Source organism: Croceitalea sp. P059 (genome assembly GCF_031846365.1).
GTDB classification, from domain to species: domain Bacteria; phylum Bacteroidota; class Bacteroidia; order Flavobacteriales; family Flavobacteriaceae; genus Croceitalea; species Croceitalea vernalis.
The window spans coordinates 400,986-419,092 of the sequence record NZ_JAVRHW010000003.1; the positions used below are offsets into that span (position 1 = coordinate 400,986).

Sequence of the window (18,107 nt, forward strand, 5' to 3'; positions counted from 1 at the left end):
GTTGATTACACATGCACTATTTTTCTTCAGATTTTAAACTTGGTATTTTAGGTGGTGGCCAATTAGGTAAGATGCTACTATATGAAACAAGAAAGTGGGATATTCAAACCAAAGTATTGGATAGCTCAGAGGAGGCGCCATGTAAAATTGCATGTGATAAATTTGTACTTGGTAGTTTGTTGGATTTTGATACTGTCTACAATTTTGGAAAAGATGTTGATGTTTTGACCATTGAGATTGAAAATGTAAATATTGATGCTCTTGAAAAACTTGAAGATGAAGGAATAAAAGTATATCCACAACCAAGAGCACTTAGAATTATTCAAAATAAAGCAACACAAAAATTGTTTTATACCGATAATGAAATACCTACTTCGCCTTTTACAAGATTCGCCTATACCAGTGAAATCAAAGATAGTATAACCAACGGCGGATTAAGTTTTCCGTTTGTATGGAAATCAGCTCAATTTGGATATGATGGACAAGGAGTCAAAGTGGTAAAAAAAATCGAAGATTTGGAAAATCTTCCAAATGTAGAATGTATTGCTGAAGATATGGTCAACTTCAAAAATGAATTGGCAGTAATTGTATCTAAAAGCGCTAGTGGTGAGGTTAAAACGTATCCCGTGGTTGAAATGGAATTTCACCCTGAGGCTAACCAAGTGGAATATGTTATTTGTCCGGCTAGAATAGAAGAGCATATTGCTCAAAAAGCACAAGAGGTAGCTTTAAAAGTTGCAGAACATATCAATCTTGTTGGCTTACTTGCCGTTGAACTTTTTCAAACGCAAGAAGACCAGATTTTAGTAAACGAAGTAGCGCCAAGACCACATAATAGTGGCCACTATAGCATTGAAGCTAGTTATACCAATCAATTTGAACAACATATTAGAGCTATTTTGGACTTACCCTTAGGCAAAACGGAAAGTAAAGTTGCTGGAGTAATGGTTAACTTAGTTGGGGCTGAAGGTTATACCGGTGATGTGGTTTATGAAAACATAACAGAGATTTTAGGTTTAGAAGGTGTGACCCCTCATATTTACGGTAAGAAGCAGACGAGGCCTTTTCGAAAAATGGGACATGTTACCATTGTAGATGAAGATATGGGTCGCGCTCGTGAAGTAGCACAAGAGGTAAAAGAAAAAATTAAGGTTATTAGCAAATAAGATATGAGTAAAGTAGCGGTAGTAATGGGAAGCACAAGTGACCTTCCGGTCATGCAAGATGCCATTGATATTTTAAAAGGATTTGATATTGAAGTAGATGTTGATATTGTTTCTGCACATCGAACTCCTGAAAAACTATTTGACTTTAGTAAAAATGCGCATACCAACGGTTATGCGGTCATAATTGCTGGTGCTGGTGGCGCAGCACACCTCCCTGGAATGGTAGCTTCAATGTCACCGCTACCTGTTATCGGTGTGCCTGTTAAAAGCTCCAACTCAATTGATGGTTGGGACTCTGTACTTTCTATTTTACAAATGCCAGGTGGTGTACCTGTTGCGACAGTTGCACTTGACGGAGCAAAAAATGCGGGAATTTTAGCGGCCCAAATTATCGGTAGCTCTAATAAATGTGTTTTAGATAAAATCATTCTCTATAAAGAAGGATTAAAGAAGAAAGTTATTGACGGGGCTAAATCCGTTAATAGTAAATAACATACTACTCAAATGAGAAAGTTTGTTTTCTTCTTACTTTTTTTAATCTTCTCATGTGAATCCGAAACGGATTTTGAAGAAATTCATTTAACCGAACCAACAATGGTCAGTATTGCTCCTGATGAGCTGAGTATTGATCTTTTAATATCCAAATGGGGAGAAGAAGACTTTGGCGTTATTATAGATGATGTAATGTGGTATCATAGCGAGTTAATGATGCTTGTAGACAGTCTTGAAATAGAGCAAGTAAACACTACCAAAAGAAAAGTAAAGATTTCTGGCCCAATAGAACACTGGAAGATTGATATGGATACCACAGAATCAAAATGGAAATATATTTATTTTGACGGTACTGAGTTTCTGGAACAAGACGCCATTACCATGAAAGAACTACTGAGCAATAATTAAAATTTTAAAGCAAATATTGACATGAATAACCCACTTCTTGAACCTTTTGACCAAGCTCCTTTCTCCAAAATAAAAAACGAACATTTTCATCCAGCAATTACGAATGCAATTGATTTAGCAAAAAAAGAAATTGATGCTATTGTCTATAATACAGATACTCCAACTTTTGAAAATACTATAGCAGCTTTAGATTATTCTGGTTATCAACTCGATAGAGTTTCAAGTATATTTTTTAATTTAAATTCTGCTGAAACCAATGAAGCTATTCAAAAAATAGCTCAAGAAGTATCTCCATTATTATCAGAGTTTAGTAATGACATTACTCTAAATGAAGGTTTATTCAAAAAAATAAAATCAGTTTACGAGCAAAAAGACGCACTAGGCTTGTCAACGGAAGAAGAAACCCTACTCAATAAACGCTACAAGAGTTTCAGTCGTAATGGCGCTAATCTGCCTAACGACAAAAAACAACGGTTGCGGGAAATTGATACCCAGTTGGCCAAACTAAAATTGACCTTTGGAGAAAATTTGTTGGCGGAAACCAACGCATTTGAAATGCATTTGACCAATCAAGAAGATTTGAATGGACTGCCTGACGGCGCAAAAGAAGCCGCGTCTCAGTTGGCTAAATCAAAAAATAAAGAAGGTTGGTTAATCACCTTAGATTATCCAAGTTATATTCCTTTTATGAAATATGCGAGTAATCGGGAATTACGAAAAGAGCTTGCATTGGCTTTTGGCAGCAAAGGGTTTAAAGGTAATTCGCTTGATAATCAAGAGAATGTTTTAGCAATTGCAAAATTACGCCATGAACGTGCCAATTTATTGGGGTATAAAACGCATGCAGATTTTGTGCTTGAAGAACGTATGGCTGAAAAGCCCGAAAAGGTTATTTCATTTTTAAATGAACTACAAGAAAAGGCTAAACCGGCGGCTATTAAAGAGTTTAAGCAATTGGAGGATTTTGCAAAAGAACTAGACGGAATTGGCCAATTAGAAAAATGGGATAATTCTTATTATTCTGAAAAATTGAAACAGAAGCTATTCAGTTTAGATGACGAATTGCTAAAGCCATACTTTAAGTTAGAAAATGTTATCGATGGAGTTTTCAAGGTAGCAGAAAAACTTTTTGGATTACAATTTAAAGAAGTTTTCAATGTAGATAAATATCACGAGGAAGTAAAAACCTTTGAAGTCTATGACGAAGATCAAAATTTCGTCTCTTTGTTTTATGCCGATTTTCATCCAAGATCAGGAAAAAGAGGTGGAGCGTGGATGACTTCATTTAAATCACAGTTTAGAAAAAACGGTGAAGAATATAGGCCACATGTTTCTAATGTTTGCAATTTTACTCCATCCACACCTACCAAGCCATCATTATTAACTTTTAATGAGGTAACTACTTTATTTCATGAGTTTGGTCACGGTTTACATGGAATGCTCGCTGACACCATATACCCCAGTCTTTCCGGTACCTCTGTTTATTGGGATTTCGTAGAGCTACCAAGTCAAATATTAGAAAATTGGTGTTACGAAAAAGAAACACTTGAACTTTTTGCGAAACATTATGACACGGGCGAGTTAATTCCAATGGATTTGATTCAAAAAATAAAAGATTCTGCAAGCTTTCAAGAAGGCATGGCAACCCTAAGACAAATTAGTTTTGCAAAATTAGATATGGCATGGCATAGCAATGACCCCACCCCAATAACTAATGTAAAAAGCTTTGAGAAAGAATCCTTTGAAGGAACAAATTTATTTCCAGACACTCCTCAAACCTGTATGAGTACTGCTTTTGCTCATATTTTTCAGGGAGGATATTCTTCAGGGTACTACAGTTATAAATGGGCAGAAGTACTTGATGCTGATGCTTTTGCATACTTTAAAGAGCATGGTATTTTCAACAAAGTCATTGCTAAAGACTTTAAATACCATGTACTATCTAAAGGTGGCACAGAAAAACCAATGATTCTTTACAAACGTTTTAGAGGAACAGAGCCTAAAATTTCCGCCCTTCTTGAACGGGGAGGCTTAATCACTGCTTAATTTTAAAACAAAAAATTATCGGTCACTTCGCTCTTCGGGGAGTAAATCATTCTTAAATGGGTTTTTCACAAAAGGAAAAATAAACTGTTTCATAAACCCTTTAGGAAAAGAGGCATCTACCAAACCTGTACCTTTCGGCCATTCATTACCAGGCAGGTAATAGGTGCCAAAAATCTTATCTATAAAAGGAAATACTACGGCAAAGTTATTTCCGTAATGTTCTGGCTCTTGGCAATGATGCCAATGATGATATTGCGGAGTTGTGATAATATATTTCAAGAATCCAAAATTGATTCTAGTATTTGCATGAATAAAGACCGCATGGATAGCTATAAAAACTATATATACATTGAAAGTGAGTGTTGAAAAACCTAAAACGTACAATGGCATATAAGACATGCTTCGAGTAAAAAAGATATCAATAAAATGGGTTCGAGAACCCGCTAGCCAGTCCATATTTTCAGTCGAATGATGGATGGAATGAAAACGCCAAAGAAAATAGTGTGAATGAAAAATACGGTGAGCGGCGTATTGAAATAAATCTGTGACCACTAAAGCAATTAAGAGTTCAATTACAAATGGTAACTCATTTACCCAAGTATGAACCCCGTCAAGATTCATCCAACCAAAAAAGGCCACCGCCGGCTTCTTGGTTAGCACGCCAAATAATTGAATTGCTAAATGACTAATACCAAAATAAACAAGGTCAGTGCGCCATTCTGGATGAAATTTAGATTGAAGCTTATTCTTTGGAAAAACCAATTCTATTGGCACAAATATCAATACCATTACTAATAAATCCAATATAAGCCAATCTAATCCTAAACTCCAATTCATTTTTTCTACCGCCCTACCCTCTACGGTCATTCCCCCTAGTAATACTGCCAAAGCACCTAATACTACTCCAACAACCGCATACTTTTTATTATTTGCTAGCAGTAGGCTTACCAGTGCAAACAGAAAGGTTGCTATAATACCTCCTAACATTAAATTTTCAACAATTTCAGGAGTGTAAACCTCTCTAAATTCTGGTGTGGTTAGTTGCTCAGGAAATTTAAAACAAAGAATTCCACCTAAAGAAAGTGCACCCAAAAATATTGATAGTGCACCACTTATCTTTCCTTCTCCAATACGCATTCGTTTATGTTTGTTTTCCATTATCCAGTATAAAATGGTGAACTTTTATATTAAAAATAATCTTCAATAAAATTCGCACAAAAAATGAATAGTAATTTCGGGCTTAAAAATAACATCATAAAGATATTCATTAATGTAAACCTAGTCTTGATTAGTCATAACGACTGAAACAAAAGAAGATTATGAAAAGCCGTTGACTACATATCATTTCAAACTTTCAATAATTATTGAAAGTTTGAAATAAATTATTATATTTGTGTTATGGAATATCAAGAAGCAAAAAACAAATTTATAAGCACATGGGGTAGTTTAGGCACTTTATGGGGCATTAATAAAGCAATGGCACAAATTCAAGCGCTTCTTTTTATTTCTACTAAAGCACTGACGACTGAAGAAATTATGGAGGAGCTAAAAATCTCTCGAGGCAATACAAGTATGAATGTGAGACAACTTATTGATTGGGGTATTGTTAAAAAAGAATTGGTTGCAGGAGAGCGCAAAGAGTTTTTTTCTACCGAAAAAGATGTGCAGGAATTGGCTAGAATCATTGCGACGGAACGCAGTAGACGAGAAATTAAACCAGTTATCAAAACTCTAGAATCAGTGAGCAGCATAGCGAATGATGGAACTGCAGCCACCCAAGAGTTAATTAAACAAACCAAGGCATTACATGAATTGGCCGAAACAGCGGACACTATGCTCAATAAAGTAATTAATCAAAAACAAAACTGGCTTACCAAATCATTATTTAAAATGTTGAGCTAATTTTTTTAATTATTAGTTTCAATTTTTTCTGAAACTTTTAAAATAAATATTATGAAGAAAATATATTATATAAACCTTATAGCTTTCATTATTACTTTACTGCTTTATTTAACGATTTGGCTCGGCCTAATTGCTCAAATTGCCCTAGGCTTTATTCAGCTTATATTAAGTTTGATTCTGAGGTTTGACTTCAACTACTCCGATAAGCGGAAGCATCTTAACTATTATCATTTAATTGTAATTTTTTACTCAGGTCTGTTCTTTATACCTGTAATATTTGAAAGTTTTATGAATAACATTTTTGGTATTATAATTTATATCATTCTACCAATGTCAATAGCCTCTTATTTCACATGGATTGTTGATTCACCAAAAAAAACAATATTATAATGAAGAAACTAATAATAGCCGGTGGAACCGGTTTTCTAGGAAAATCGCTGATTGAATATTTTAGCCCAAAATTTGACAATATTACAGTTCTTACACGAGGTAAAAGTCGATTGATTAAGAATATTAAATATTTGAATTGGGATGCAGAAAACATTGATGATTGGCAACAAGAAATTGAAGGAAGTGATGTTCTTATAAACATGACTGGTCGTTCTGTGGACTGCCGTTATAATCAAAAGAATAAAAAAATAATCCTTAATTCTCGGGTTAATTCTACAAAGGTTCTAGATCAAGCCATTCAAAACTCCATTGAACCTCCCAAAGTATGGTTAAACTCTTCAACTGCAACTATCTATCGTCATTCTTTGGATATAGAGATGAGCGAGAATGGAGGCGAGATAGGTAGTGGGTTTTCAGTTGAAGTGGCCAAAGCCTGGGAAAATGCCTTTTTCTCTTCGGTTAAAACAGGAACAAGAAAAATAGCACTGCGTACGAGTATAGTATTTGGTAAGGGTGGCGGAGCGTTTACTCCTATTAAAAATTTAGCTAAACTTGGTTTTGGGGGTAAACAAGGCTTAGGAAATCAAAAAGTAAGTTGGATACATATAGACGATTTTGTTAGAAGTATAGAATTTATTCTTCAAACAGAAGATATTAATGGGGTAATTAATCTTGTGGCTCCAAAACCAACAAACAATTTTAAATTAATGAAAACAGTAAGAAATAGTCTCGGAGTTCCATTCGGGATTCCATTACCAAAAGGTTTATTGGAAATTGGAGCAAGACTAATCCAAACTGAAACCGAACTTATTCTGAAAAGCAGAAATGTAATCCCGACAAAACTTTTGAAGGCCGGATTTAAATTTAAGTACAACACTATTTTTAGCGCCATAGAAGAAATATGCAACTAATGAACGTATTTATAGATATCAATAATTTCGTTAAGATTAGGCCAAAACTTCTAGCTGTGAACTTCTTGTGATATATTTTGAAGTCGTTTGTACGAAAACAAAATATAGTTAACTTAAAACCTGTAATTTTGAAATTCCGAAAAACGACTATGCCCCTTAATGAATTAGATCCTAATACTTGGATAGACAATTATGCGGATTACCTCTTTAATTACGCAATTACACGTGTGAGCGATGCAGAAATTGCTAAAGATTTAGTACAAGAAACTTTTTTCGCTGGTTTAAAATCTGCTAAAAATTATAAGGGTGATGCTGCAGAACGTACATGGTTAATCGCAATTTTAAAAAGAAAAGTGATTGACCATTATCGTAAAATCAATTCTAAAAAAGGTAAGGCTGAAGTTCGTATGAGTTATGCAAACAGTTCTGAAGACGAAGGAGATTGGTTAGAAGAAAGAGTTGCAGACCCCTCTAATTTGGGTGGTGATGAAACCATTGAGAATCAAGAGCTTGGTATGGCAATTCATGATTGCATATCAAAACTACCTAAAAAACAGTCTTTAGTTTTCACAATGAAAACAATTCAAGGCATGAGTACTGAAGATATTTGTAATGAATTAGGCATAAATCCGTCAAACTTGTGGGTAATGATACATCGTGCCCGCACCGCATTAATGGGGTGTATGAATCAAAACTGGTTTTAGATTATGATGATTTCCTGTGAAAAAGCAGCTGATATTTGCAATAAGAAACAATATAAAGAAGCGTCTTGGTGGCAAGTTGTAAAACTTCGGTTTCACATTCTTATATGTAAAACCTGTAATCAGTTTTCAACAAAAAACACCAAGTTCACAACGTTATGTGACAAAGCTAATCTTCAAATGATTTCAGAAGAGGAGAAAAAAACGATGAAAAAAGAATTGGAAAAACAGTTTTAATAGACCGCTTTTACCAATACCAATAGCATTAAATAAACCAAAGGCAGTACTTCTACCCAAAAAGAAGCGAAAAATTTACTTTGGTCTTCTTTGGTCATTTTAATTATTGCAAAAAGCAATAAACTAAACATAACAACACTTATCCACTCAGCTTGTAGCGCAGTCGTTTTAAAAAACTGAAGTGAAAAATAGGCCACGATTAAAACATAGCCGATGGATTTTGTCTTCAAAATACCAATTCGTTGAGGCAAAGTTCTAAGGCTTGGTTCGTCATATTTTAAATCTCTTATTTCAAAAGGAATCAATAAAATTAAAACCAATAATACTCTTTGAGTTATTAAAAGAAAAACTTCACCCGTTAGTGATAAATTAGCATCTAGCACAGGCAATATTACTGTGCAGCCCATCCAAACGAGGGCAACTAAATAAACTTTCATCCCTCCTAAACTCCTCAAATTTTTTGTCTGTGGCAAAAAAGGAATAGCATATAAGGCGCTTATTAATATTAAAATTAGGATGCTGAACCAAAGGTTATTATCTAACTGCAAGAAAAAATATAATGCTGAACTAAAGGCTAAAAAACTAAAAATTTGAATTAAACGATGATAAGGATTTGATACGATTATATACTTTTTTGCTTCAACACCAAACTTCATAAAATTGTAACAAACAATAGTACCGAAAAAAAGAAAACCTACAAGGTCATAATTTGTTGAAACTTTTAAGAGTTGAAGCGAAATAAAATAAAGACACACAACAGCTAAAGCTACGTGTATACTAGCATCTAGATAAAAATTAAAAACTTGCTTAAAAAGCTTCATTAAACAAAATTAGACAAACCAAAGTTTTGGTGAATTTCCCGTTAAAAACTTTACATTCAAGGTCTTCAAAAGTGCTCAATTTCATAGAATAAATGCCTAATTTTGTGGTCTTTATTTTGATATAATATGAATACAGACGCGTTTGCATTGCGCCATATTGGCGTTCACGAAAAAGATTTAAAAAAGATGTTCGAAATCGTTGGCGTAAATGATTTGGAAGAACTTATTAGTCAAACCATTCCTGATGATATTCGCCTTAAGGAAAAATTGAATTTACCAGAAGCCATTAGTGAACATGATTTTTTAAATCATATCCAAAATCTTGCGAATAAGAACAAAGTATTCAAATCTTATATTGGCTTAGGTTATCATGAAAGCTTGATACCTTCAGTTATCAAAAGAAATATTCTTGAAAATCCAGGCTGGTATACAGCCTATACCCCTTATCAAGCTGAAATTGCACAAGGCAGATTAGAGGCCCTATTAAATTATCAAACCATGATTTGTGATTTAACAGGTATGGAACTCGCAAATGCCTCACTTTTAGATGAAAGTACCGCTGCCGCTGAAGCAATGACCATGTTGTATGATGTCCGCAGCAGACAACAGAAGAAGGCAGGTGTCTTAAAATTCTTCGTTTCTGAAGAAATTTTACCTCAGACATTGAGTCTTTTAAAAACACGTTCGACACCTCTTGGTATTGAGTTAGTTATTGGTAATCATGAAGAGTTTGAATTTTCAAATGATTTTTATGGCGCCATTTTACAGTACCCTGGTAAATACGGACAAGTTCATGATTATGAGGCTTTTGCAGGAAAAGCGCAAGAGAATGATATTAAAGTTGCTGTTGCAGCAGATATTTTAAGTCTAGTTTCTTTAACTGCACCTGGTGATTGGGGTGTTGACGTAGTGGTCGGAACAACCCAACGTTTTGGAATTCCACTGGGCTATGGTGGCCCTCATGCGGCTTTTTTCGCAACGAAAGAAGCATACAAGCGAAGTATTCCTGGGCGTATTATTGGGATGACCAAAGATACTGATGGTAATCCTGCCATGCGTATGGCTTTGCAAACCAGAGAACAACATATTAAACGAGATAAGGCAACCTCAAATATTTGTACTGCTCAAGTACTATTAGCCGTAATGGCTGGCATGTATGCTGTTTATCATGGTCCTGATGGCCTAAAGTATATCGCTAAGAAGGTACATAGGTATACAAAAATAGTATCGCAATTACTCACTACTTCGGGTTATAAGCAATTAAATACTAGTTTCTTCGACACTTTAAAAGTTAAAGTAAGAGATGCCATGACTTTGAAAAATGTAGCTGAATCAAAAGGTATCAACCTAAATTACATTGATAATCAAACTGTTTCAATTTCTTTAAACGAAGCATTCTCTGAAAACGACATTAAACCCTTAATTTCTTGTTTTATTGAATCTCAGGGGCTAAATGGAGATTATTCACAAAGCGAGGATTTGAAAGATGCAATCCCTTTTAATCTGCAACGTAAATCAAGCTTTTTAGAGCAACCGGTATTCAACTCTTATCATTCAGAAACCGAATTGATGCGTTACATTAAAAAATTGGAGCGAAAAGATTTAGCACTAAACCATTCTATGATTTCATTAGGTAGCTGTACCATGAAATTGAATGCCGCTTCTGAAATGCTACCCTTAAGCTTAGCTAATTGGGGTAATATTCACCCCTTTGTTCCACTAAATCAAGCCGAAGGATATCAGTTTATGCTTCAAGAACTTGAAAAACAATTAAATGTGATTACCGGTTTTGCAGGAACTTCGTTACAGCCAAATTCAGGAGCACAAGGAGAATATGCAGGTTTGATGACAATCAGAGCTTATCACGAGTCTCGAGATGAAGCACATCGTAATATTTGTATTATTCCAGCTTCAGCTCATGGAACGAATCCAGCTTCAGCTGTGATGGCCGGCATGAAAGTAGTTGTAACAAAAACTGATGAGCACGGTAATATCGATGTGGTTGACTTAGAAGAAAAAGTCAATTTACACTCTGAAAATTTAGCAGCCCTAATGGTTACTTACCCTTCTACCCACGGGGTGTTTGAATCTTCTATTAGATATATTACAAAATTAATTCATGATAATGGAGGCCAAGTTTATATGGATGGCGCGAATATGAATGCTCAAGTTGGACTCACCAACCCTGCAACTATTGGAGCCGATGTATGTCACCTAAACCTACATAAAACATTCGCCATTCCGCATGGCGGGGGTGGTCCTGGCGTTGGTCCAATTTGTGTAGCTCCACAATTAAAACCTTTCTTGCCTTCTAATCCCGTTATTCCAACCGGGGGAGAAAAAGCGATTACAGCAATTTCTGGCGCTCCTTGGGGCAGTGCTTTGGCGTGTCTAATTTCTTACGGATATATAAAAATGCTTGGTGCTGATGGGGTAACCGATTCCACTAAGATAGCTATCTTGAGTGCTAATTACATCAAAGAAAGACTTAATGGCAAGTATGATGTGCTTTACACTGGAGAACAAGGCAGAGCTGCGCATGAAATGATCATAGATTGCCGACCTTTTAAAGAAAATGGTATTGAAGTCACTGATATTGCCAAACGACTTATGGACTATGGGTTTCATGCACCGACCGTTTCCTTTCCAGTTGCAGGTACTATGATGATAGAACCTACCGAAAGTGAAAGTCTAGCAGAGTTAGACAGATTTTGTGATGCCATGATTTCCATTAGAAAAGAGATTGATGCCGCTATAATTGAAAACCCGAATAACGTATTAAAAAATTCACCACATACATTGGCCATGGTGACATCTGATAACTGGGATTTCCCTTATTCTAGAGAACAGGCTGCTTTTCCTCTCGATTTTGTTGGGGATAACAAGTTTTGGCCAACAGTAAGGCGCACAGATGAGGCATTTGGAGACCGTAATTTAATATGTACTTGCACACCTATTGAAGCATACGCAGAAGCCTAATTAGCTCAATGTTTTAAAGAGATAAGCCCATTATTTTAAATTAATAATGGGCTTTTCAATTTTACAGAAATCGTTTACTTGGTCTTGGCTGTCGTAACAACTACTATGCATGCATAGTAGCTAATGTTGTTTTAATGTATATTGTGCATTACATAGAATTACTAACCACTCATGAAAATAGGAATTACCGGAACAGGGAGCTATTTACCAGAAATTATTACTAAAAACGAAGATTTCATTAATCATAAATTTCTAGGCTTAGATGGAAGTGAAATACCCAACTCCAATGAGGTCATTATTGAAAAATTTCAAGCAATTACGGGCATTGCTGAACGCAGATACGCTAAAGCAGAATTAAAAACTTCTGATCTTGGTTTTCTTGCTTCCGAAAAGGCTATTGCTGATGCTGGTATTAATAAGGAAGAATTAGATTATATAATTTTTGCACATAATTTTGGTGATGTAGAAAAAGGTAAAATTCAAGGTGACACTTTGCCCTCTCTTGCCACAAGGGTGAAACATCTGCTACAAATTAAAAACACCTCTTGTGTTGCTTATGACATGCTTTTTGGCTGCCCTGGTTGGATTGAAGGCATTATTCAAGCCAAAGCTTTCATTCAGAGTGGAATGGCTAAAAAATGTTTGGTTATTGGCGGTGAAACCCTTTCAAGAGTAATTGACCCGCATGATCGAGATAGCATGATATATTCTGATGGTGCCGGCGCGTGTATTTTAGAAGCAGATAGTAAGAAAGGTGAAATTTTAGCACACGCAAGTCAAACCCATGCTAATGGTGAGGCTTACTACCTTTTCTTTGACAAAACTAATGACCAAAATGGTTGTTCAGATACCCGATATATTAAAATGCATGGTCGCAAAATATATGAGTTCGCTTGTTCCAATGTTCCACAAGCCATGGCTGACTGCTTAAACAAAGCAGGTATTTCAATTGATGAAGTCAAAAAAATATTTATTCATCAAGCCAATGAGAAAATGGATGAAGCTATAATAAAACGTTTTTATAGACTTTATGGTAAAGAAGTGCCTGAAGGTACTATGCCCATGATTATAAAAGAAATGGGGAACAATTCGGTAGCCACCGTTCCAATTCTTTATGATCGCGTCCGAAAAGGCAATGTAGAACATCATAGCTTAAAAAAAGACGATGTCATAATATTTGCAAGCGTAGGTGCAGGAATGAACATCAATGCTATCGTTTATCGCTATTAAAAAACAAGGCGTCTAAGTGAGTAGATACATGACTTCAATAGGGTAACTTTTAAAGCCACCGATGATCGGCTTAAGGTGACATTATTTCAAGACTTATCTTTTTTAAATGATAATTATGGAATTTGTCATTTGAAATTTAGATTTTTACAAGATGTATGAAGGTAAATATCCACACAAAAGGTATCGAATCACGCTTGAATTTCTTCAAAAACATATTTCTAAAGAAGTAAAAATTTTAGATTTAGGAGTTGAAAACCCCTTTTCTGAAATCATGAAAACTGAAGGTTTTAATATTGAAAATACTTCAGGGGAAGATTTAGATATTGATTTTAAAAGTGTTTCTAATTCGAACGCTGAAGTGGTTACAGCATTTGAAATTTTTGAACATTTAATTGCACCTTTTAACGTTTTAAGAGAAATAAAGGCTGATAAATTAGTAGCCAGTATTCCAATGCGTTTATGGTTTTCTTCAGCTTATAGAAGCAAAACAGACCCTTGGGATCGTCATTATCATGAGTTTGAAGATTGGCAATTTGATTGGTTATTAGAAAAAGCAGGTTGGAAAATTGTTGACTCCGTTAAATGGACTAATCCGACCAAAAAAATAGGCTTTAGACCTTTATTACGCTTCTTTACAAATAGGTATTATCTTGTTTATGCCGAAAGAGCCTAAATTTGTTCTATGCGCATAAGCATTATCATTCCAGCTCATAACGAAGAAAAGTTTTTACAAACTTGCTTAGTATCATTTGTTTCTCAATCGCAACCTCCTGAAGAGCTTATTATAGTTGATGATAATTCTTCTGATGATACTCTTAAAATAGCAACCAGATTTAGTCAAAAATATGATTGGATTTCAGTTTTACAAAGAAAAAGCACCGACGAACATATTCCAGGTAAAAAAGTGGTTGACACCTTTAATTATGGCTTAAAACATACCTCGTCATATGATTTAATAGGAAAATTTGATGCTGATATAATTCTGCCAAGTAACTACTTTGAGCAAATGAGAATCCATTTCCAAAGCAATTGGAAACTGGGCATGTGCTCCGGCTTATTATATATAAAAAAGGGGGAAGACTGGTTTTACGAAACTATTGCAACTAAAACACATATTCGCGGACCAATAAAATTGTACCATAAAGCGTGTTTTAATAAAATTGAAGGACTAAGACCTGCAACGGGCTGGGATACCGTGGACACTTTACTTGCAAAATATCATGGCTTTGAAACTTTTACCGATGAGCACTTAAAGGTCAAACATTTAAGACCAACTGGTCATGGGTATAGCACCAAGAATTATAAGGCCAAAGGAGAGGCTTTATTTAAAATGCGTTATAGTTTACCATTGGCAAAAATCGCATTGTTAAAAATGGCCTTGCAAGCTAATAGCCCTAAGCTATATTTACAAGGAGTGGTTAGTTACTTGGGAGCTTGGTTTAGTGGCAAAAAAAGTTTTGTTACCTCTAATGAAGGTAAGTTTATACGTAGACTTCGATGGAAAGGTATATTAAATAAGATATTTAATATTTAACCATTTTACTTTAAAACCTCAACTATTGGCTTACCGGTTGTTCCATTTGGAAAAGCCACACCTAACATACTGGCCAAAGTTGGCGCAATATCAGGTATCTCTGTTCTTGAAACCGTCCCTCCCTTTTTAATACCATTCCCATAAAACAACAAAGGAACATGAGTATCATAAATTTGTGAAGAGCCATGAGTTGAACCTGTTTTTGGATATGATATAAATCCAGGTTTTAAAACATAAAGTACGTCCCCTGAACGTTTCTGATTCCATCCATTTTGCAAAACATAAGGAATACCTCTTGTATACTCTTGCTGCCACATTTGATACCCAGTAAAAACTTTATCAACATCAGCATAACTTTGTAACTCCAGCGCAATTTCTTCTTGAACATCATCTAAGTCCATATCTAAATTGTTGATGACCTTTCTATCTAAAAACACCTGATAGTTACTTATGTTTTTAACTAAATCAGTAGTTCCATATTTGTATTTTAAGAACTCGTTGAACTCTTCTTTAAGTTGTTTTCCATTCAAATAACCCGCGGGTATTTTTTGATCTATTAAAAATGATGGTACATGAATAGCGCCATGATCGGCAGTTAAAAAAACAGTATATTGACCAGCACCTACTTGACTATCTAAGGTGCTTAACAACCTCGCTAAATCTTGATCTAAACGTAAATATGTATCTTCTATTTCTTTAGAATTAACCCCAAACTTATGCCCTACATAATCTGTACTCGAATAACTTATTGCTAAAAAGTCAGTATCAGAGTCCATACCTAAATTTTCATTATTTAAAGTTTCAATAGCAAAATCTGTTGTAATGCTATTTCCATAAGCAGTAGATCGTAGAGAATTGAAATTACCATTACCTTCCCAAAACTTTGGTAAATCATGTGGAAAGGTTGTCGTGGTTTCACCCTTTGATTTCCCTTCATAAGTATTCGCATCTGAACCACTTTCAATATAACTACTAATCGGTTTTAAGGTTTCCCAAGGTTTTTTATATACTTCAACGGCATCTGAAGCATTGAAATTCGCAACCCAATTTGGTAAAACATCCATATAATAAGAACTTGTAATCCAGTTTCCAGTTGTTCCTCCCTCAAACCAATAAGCAGCATTAGCAGTATGTCCACCCGGTAATACCGCTCCCCTATCCTTTAGGGCTACAGCTATAGTTTTACCTCTCATCTGAGTATGTAATCGCAATTGGTCCGTTATCGTTGTTGTTAACATTCGATGAGGAGACATTTTACCAGCATCCGAACTTGAACCTACAGTATTGAAGGCCTCATCAGAGGCACAATACACTTCCTTATCATTTACTTTGTCATACCAATTATTCCCTATAATGCCATGAGAAGAAGGACTCGCTCCAGTATAAACAGAAGCATGCCCTGGTCCTGTGCTAGTTGGAGCATAATTAAAATGATGGTTTTTACAGTTAAAGCCTTGGTTAACCATTCTTTTAAAACCGCCATCTCCGTATTGATTCCAAAAACGAGTCAAATAATCATAACGCATTTGATCAACTACAATACCAACAACCAATTTTGGATTTTGCCCTGATTCTGACACAACAACTTTACTTTTTCCTTTTCGTTGTGCCGTACTTATTGAAAAACTCAATACAACAGCTATCACTAAAAGAACTAGATTATTTTTTTTCATCTTCTTAATTTGAATGTAACAAAGCTATCAATTAATATTTTTTAAAATTTAATTCAAGGTTAAATACACAGCAATATTGTTATTTTTACTGAACAAGTTGATTTTCATTTTAATGAATTACATAGCTGCAATTGGCAAGTATTTTATAATGGTTAGGGAGGTTTTTAAAAAACCAACTAAATGGCGCATTATGCGTTCTTTAATTTTGAAAGAAATTGATGAACTAATTTATGGCTCTATGGGCATTATTATTTTTATTGCCTTTTTCATAGGTGGTGTTGTTACCATACAAACAGCCCTCAATTTAAACTCCCCTTTTTTACCAAAAAGTTTAATTGGTTTTGCCACGAGACAGTCCGTAATATTAGAATTTGCACCAACATTTACCTCAATAATTATGGCAGGTAAAGTGGGGTCTTATATCACATCGAGCATTGGTACCATGAGAGTTACTGAACAAATTGATGCTCTTGAAGTAATGGGTGTAAACTCACTAAATTATTTAGTTTTTCCTAAAATTATCGCAATGCTAATGTATCCCTTTGCCGTTGCAATTGCCATGTATGTTGGTGTATTAGGTGGTTGGGTAGCAGCAGTGTTTGGAGAGTATGCACCAAGTGGAGAATTTATTAAAGGATTACAATTAGATTTTATTCCATTCCATATTACCTACGCTTTCGTAAAAACCCTTGTTTTTGCCATTGTTATTGCAACTGTGCCTTCTTTTCATGGGTTTTATATGAAAGGTGGAGCATTGGAAGTTGGTAAGGCAAGTACCACAGCTTTTGTTTGGACTAGTGTAGTCATTATCATTTTAAACTACGTATTAACACAATTAATGCTTGGACAATGATAGAAGTAGAAAACGTACATAAATCTTTTGGTGACACTCATGTTTTAAAGGGTATTGACACTTGTTTCGATCAAGGCAAGACTAATCTAATAATTGGACAAAGTGGTTCCGGAAAAACAGTATTCCTAAAATGTTTATTAGGTCTTTTTGTTCCTGAAGATGGTACTATAAGTTATAGTGGTCAAAAATATTCTGAGTTATCAAATAGCGAAAAAAGAGATTTAAGACAGGATATGGGTATGGTTTTTCAGGGTAGCGCACTCTTTGATTCTATGACTGTTGAAGAAAATGTAATGTTTCCAATGGATATGTTCACCAAACGCAATATGAGTGAAATGCGTGACAGAGTAAATGAAGTATTAAAGCGCGTAAACTTGGTAGATGCCAATACAAAATACCCCTCTGAAATTTCTGGTGGAATGCAAAAAAGAGTGGCAATCGCACGAGCAATTGTGATGAATCCTAAATATCTTTTTTGTGATGAACCTAACTCCGGTTTAGATCCAAAAACAGCTATCGTCATTGATAATCTAATTCAAGAAATCACAGATGAATATAATATTACAACCGTTATTAACACCCATGACATGAATTCGGTGATGGAAATTGGTGAAAAGATTATTTTCTTAAAGAATGGTTTTAAAGAGTGGGAAGGGACCAATAAAGAAATCTTTAAAACTGACAATCAAGCAGTAACTGATTTTGTGTATTCTTCAGAATTATTCAAAAAAGTACGCCAAATGTACATTGAAGAAAGAAATTAA

At 34.9% G+C, this 18,107-nt stretch carries 17 protein-coding genes; 14 read left to right on the plus strand and 3 right to left on the minus strand.

Annotated features, from left to right (window positions below; genetic code table 11):
• Positions 1-11: 11 nt before the first annotated feature.
• From RM542_RS12050 to RM542_RS12065, 4 genes are read left to right on the plus strand one after another with little or no spacing between them, the layout of a single operon-like run.
• Complete coding sequence (locus tag RM542_RS12050; protein WP_311385996.1) at positions 12-1,166, plus strand: 5-(carboxyamino)imidazole ribonucleotide synthase; 1,155 nt, start codon at positions 12-14, stop codon at positions 1,164-1,166.
• 3 nt (positions 1,167-1,169) lie between these two features.
• Positions 1,170-1,658 carry a 5-(carboxyamino)imidazole ribonucleotide mutase gene (purE, locus tag RM542_RS12055; RefSeq protein WP_311385997.1) on the plus strand — a complete coding sequence of 163 codons (489 nt, stop codon included), beginning with the start codon at positions 1,170-1,172 and terminating at the stop codon, positions 1,656-1,658.
• A 12-nt stretch (positions 1,659-1,670) separates the two neighbouring features.
• Positions 1,671-2,066, plus strand: a complete 396-nt coding sequence (locus RM542_RS12060; protein WP_311385998.1) for a hypothetical protein — start codon at positions 1,671-1,673, stop codon at positions 2,064-2,066.
• Between the two features lie 21 nt (positions 2,067-2,087).
• The gene (locus RM542_RS12065) at positions 2,088-4,112 is read left to right on the plus strand and encodes a M3 family metallopeptidase (protein ID WP_311385999.1); all 2,025 of its coding nucleotides are present in this window, start codon (positions 2,088-2,090) and stop codon (positions 4,110-4,112) included.
• 15 nt (positions 4,113-4,127) lie between these two features.
• Here RM542_RS12065 and RM542_RS12070 read toward each other — a convergent pair whose 3' ends face one another.
• Positions 4,128-5,270: a sterol desaturase family protein gene (locus RM542_RS12070; protein WP_311386000.1), complete on the minus strand. Its 1,143-nt coding sequence runs from the start codon at positions 5,268-5,270 to the stop codon at positions 4,128-4,130.
• Between the two features lie 240 nt (positions 5,271-5,510).
• Between RM542_RS12070 and RM542_RS12075 the strand changes: the two genes are divergently transcribed.
• The 4 genes from RM542_RS12075 (at position 5,511) to RM542_RS12090 (ending at position 8,253) form a co-directional block, all read left to right on the plus strand.
• Positions 5,511-6,014, plus strand: a complete 504-nt coding sequence (locus tag RM542_RS12075; protein ID WP_311386001.1) for a MarR family transcriptional regulator — start codon at positions 5,511-5,513, stop codon at positions 6,012-6,014.
• A 389-nt stretch (positions 6,015-6,403) separates the two neighbouring features.
• On the plus strand, positions 6,404-7,315 hold the full coding sequence (locus tag RM542_RS12080; protein ID WP_311386002.1) for a TIGR01777 family oxidoreductase: 912 nt from the start codon (positions 6,404-6,406) through the stop codon (positions 7,313-7,315).
• Between the two features lie 149 nt (positions 7,316-7,464).
• Positions 7,465-8,019 (plus strand): sigma-70 family RNA polymerase sigma factor, encoded by a 555-nt coding sequence (locus RM542_RS12085; RefSeq protein WP_311386105.1) that lies wholly within the window; start codon positions 7,465-7,467, stop codon positions 8,017-8,019.
• A 3-nt stretch (positions 8,020-8,022) separates the two neighbouring features.
• Complete coding sequence (locus tag RM542_RS12090; protein WP_311386003.1) at positions 8,023-8,253, plus strand: hypothetical protein; 231 nt, start codon at positions 8,023-8,025, stop codon at positions 8,251-8,253.
• On the opposite strand, the gene RM542_RS12095 is transcribed toward RM542_RS12090, so the two are convergent.
• Positions 8,250-9,074: a hypothetical protein gene (locus tag RM542_RS12095; RefSeq protein WP_311386004.1), complete on the minus strand. Its 825-nt coding sequence runs from the start codon at positions 9,072-9,074 to the stop codon at positions 8,250-8,252. The genes RM542_RS12090 and RM542_RS12095 overlap by 4 nt on opposite strands.
• 126 nt (positions 9,075-9,200) lie before the next feature.
• On the opposite strand from RM542_RS12095, the gene gcvP reads away from it, so the two are divergent.
• The 4 genes from gcvP (at position 9,201) to RM542_RS12115 (ending at position 14,817) form a co-directional block, all read left to right on the plus strand.
• On the plus strand, positions 9,201-12,053 hold the full coding sequence (gcvP, locus tag RM542_RS12100) for an aminomethyl-transferring glycine dehydrogenase (protein ID WP_311386005.1): 2,853 nt from the start codon (positions 9,201-9,203) through the stop codon (positions 12,051-12,053).
• Positions 12,054-12,224: 171 nt separating this feature from the next.
• The gene (locus RM542_RS12105) at positions 12,225-13,283 is read left to right on the plus strand and encodes a 3-oxoacyl-ACP synthase III family protein (RefSeq protein WP_311386006.1); all 1,059 of its coding nucleotides are present in this window, start codon (positions 12,225-12,227) and stop codon (positions 13,281-13,283) included.
• A gap of 151 nt (positions 13,284-13,434) precedes the next feature.
• Positions 13,435-13,956, plus strand: a complete 522-nt coding sequence (locus RM542_RS12110; RefSeq protein ID WP_311386007.1) for a methyltransferase — start codon at positions 13,435-13,437, stop codon at positions 13,954-13,956.
• 9 nt (positions 13,957-13,965) lie between these two features.
• Positions 13,966-14,817 (plus strand): glycosyltransferase, encoded by an 852-nt coding sequence (locus tag RM542_RS12115; protein ID WP_311386008.1) that lies wholly within the window; start codon positions 13,966-13,968, stop codon positions 14,815-14,817.
• A gap of 5 nt (positions 14,818-14,822) precedes the next feature.
• Here the strand turns inward: RM542_RS12115 and pafA are convergent, their stop codons facing one another.
• The gene (gene pafA / locus RM542_RS12120) at positions 14,823-16,490 is read right to left on the minus strand and encodes an alkaline phosphatase PafA (protein ID WP_311386009.1); all 1,668 of its coding nucleotides are present in this window, start codon (positions 16,488-16,490) and stop codon (positions 14,823-14,825) included.
• 112 nt (positions 16,491-16,602) lie between these two features.
• On the opposite strand from pafA, the gene RM542_RS12125 reads away from it, so the two are divergent.
• Together RM542_RS12125 and RM542_RS12130 are read left to right on the plus strand one after the other, a co-directional pair.
• Positions 16,603-17,343, plus strand: a complete 741-nt coding sequence (locus RM542_RS12125) for an ABC transporter permease (protein ID WP_311386010.1) — start codon at positions 16,603-16,605, stop codon at positions 17,341-17,343.
• Positions 17,340-18,107, plus strand: a complete 768-nt coding sequence (locus RM542_RS12130; RefSeq protein ID WP_311386011.1) for an ATP-binding cassette domain-containing protein — start codon at positions 17,340-17,342, stop codon at positions 18,105-18,107. The genes RM542_RS12125 and RM542_RS12130 overlap by 4 nt, the downstream gene beginning before the upstream one ends.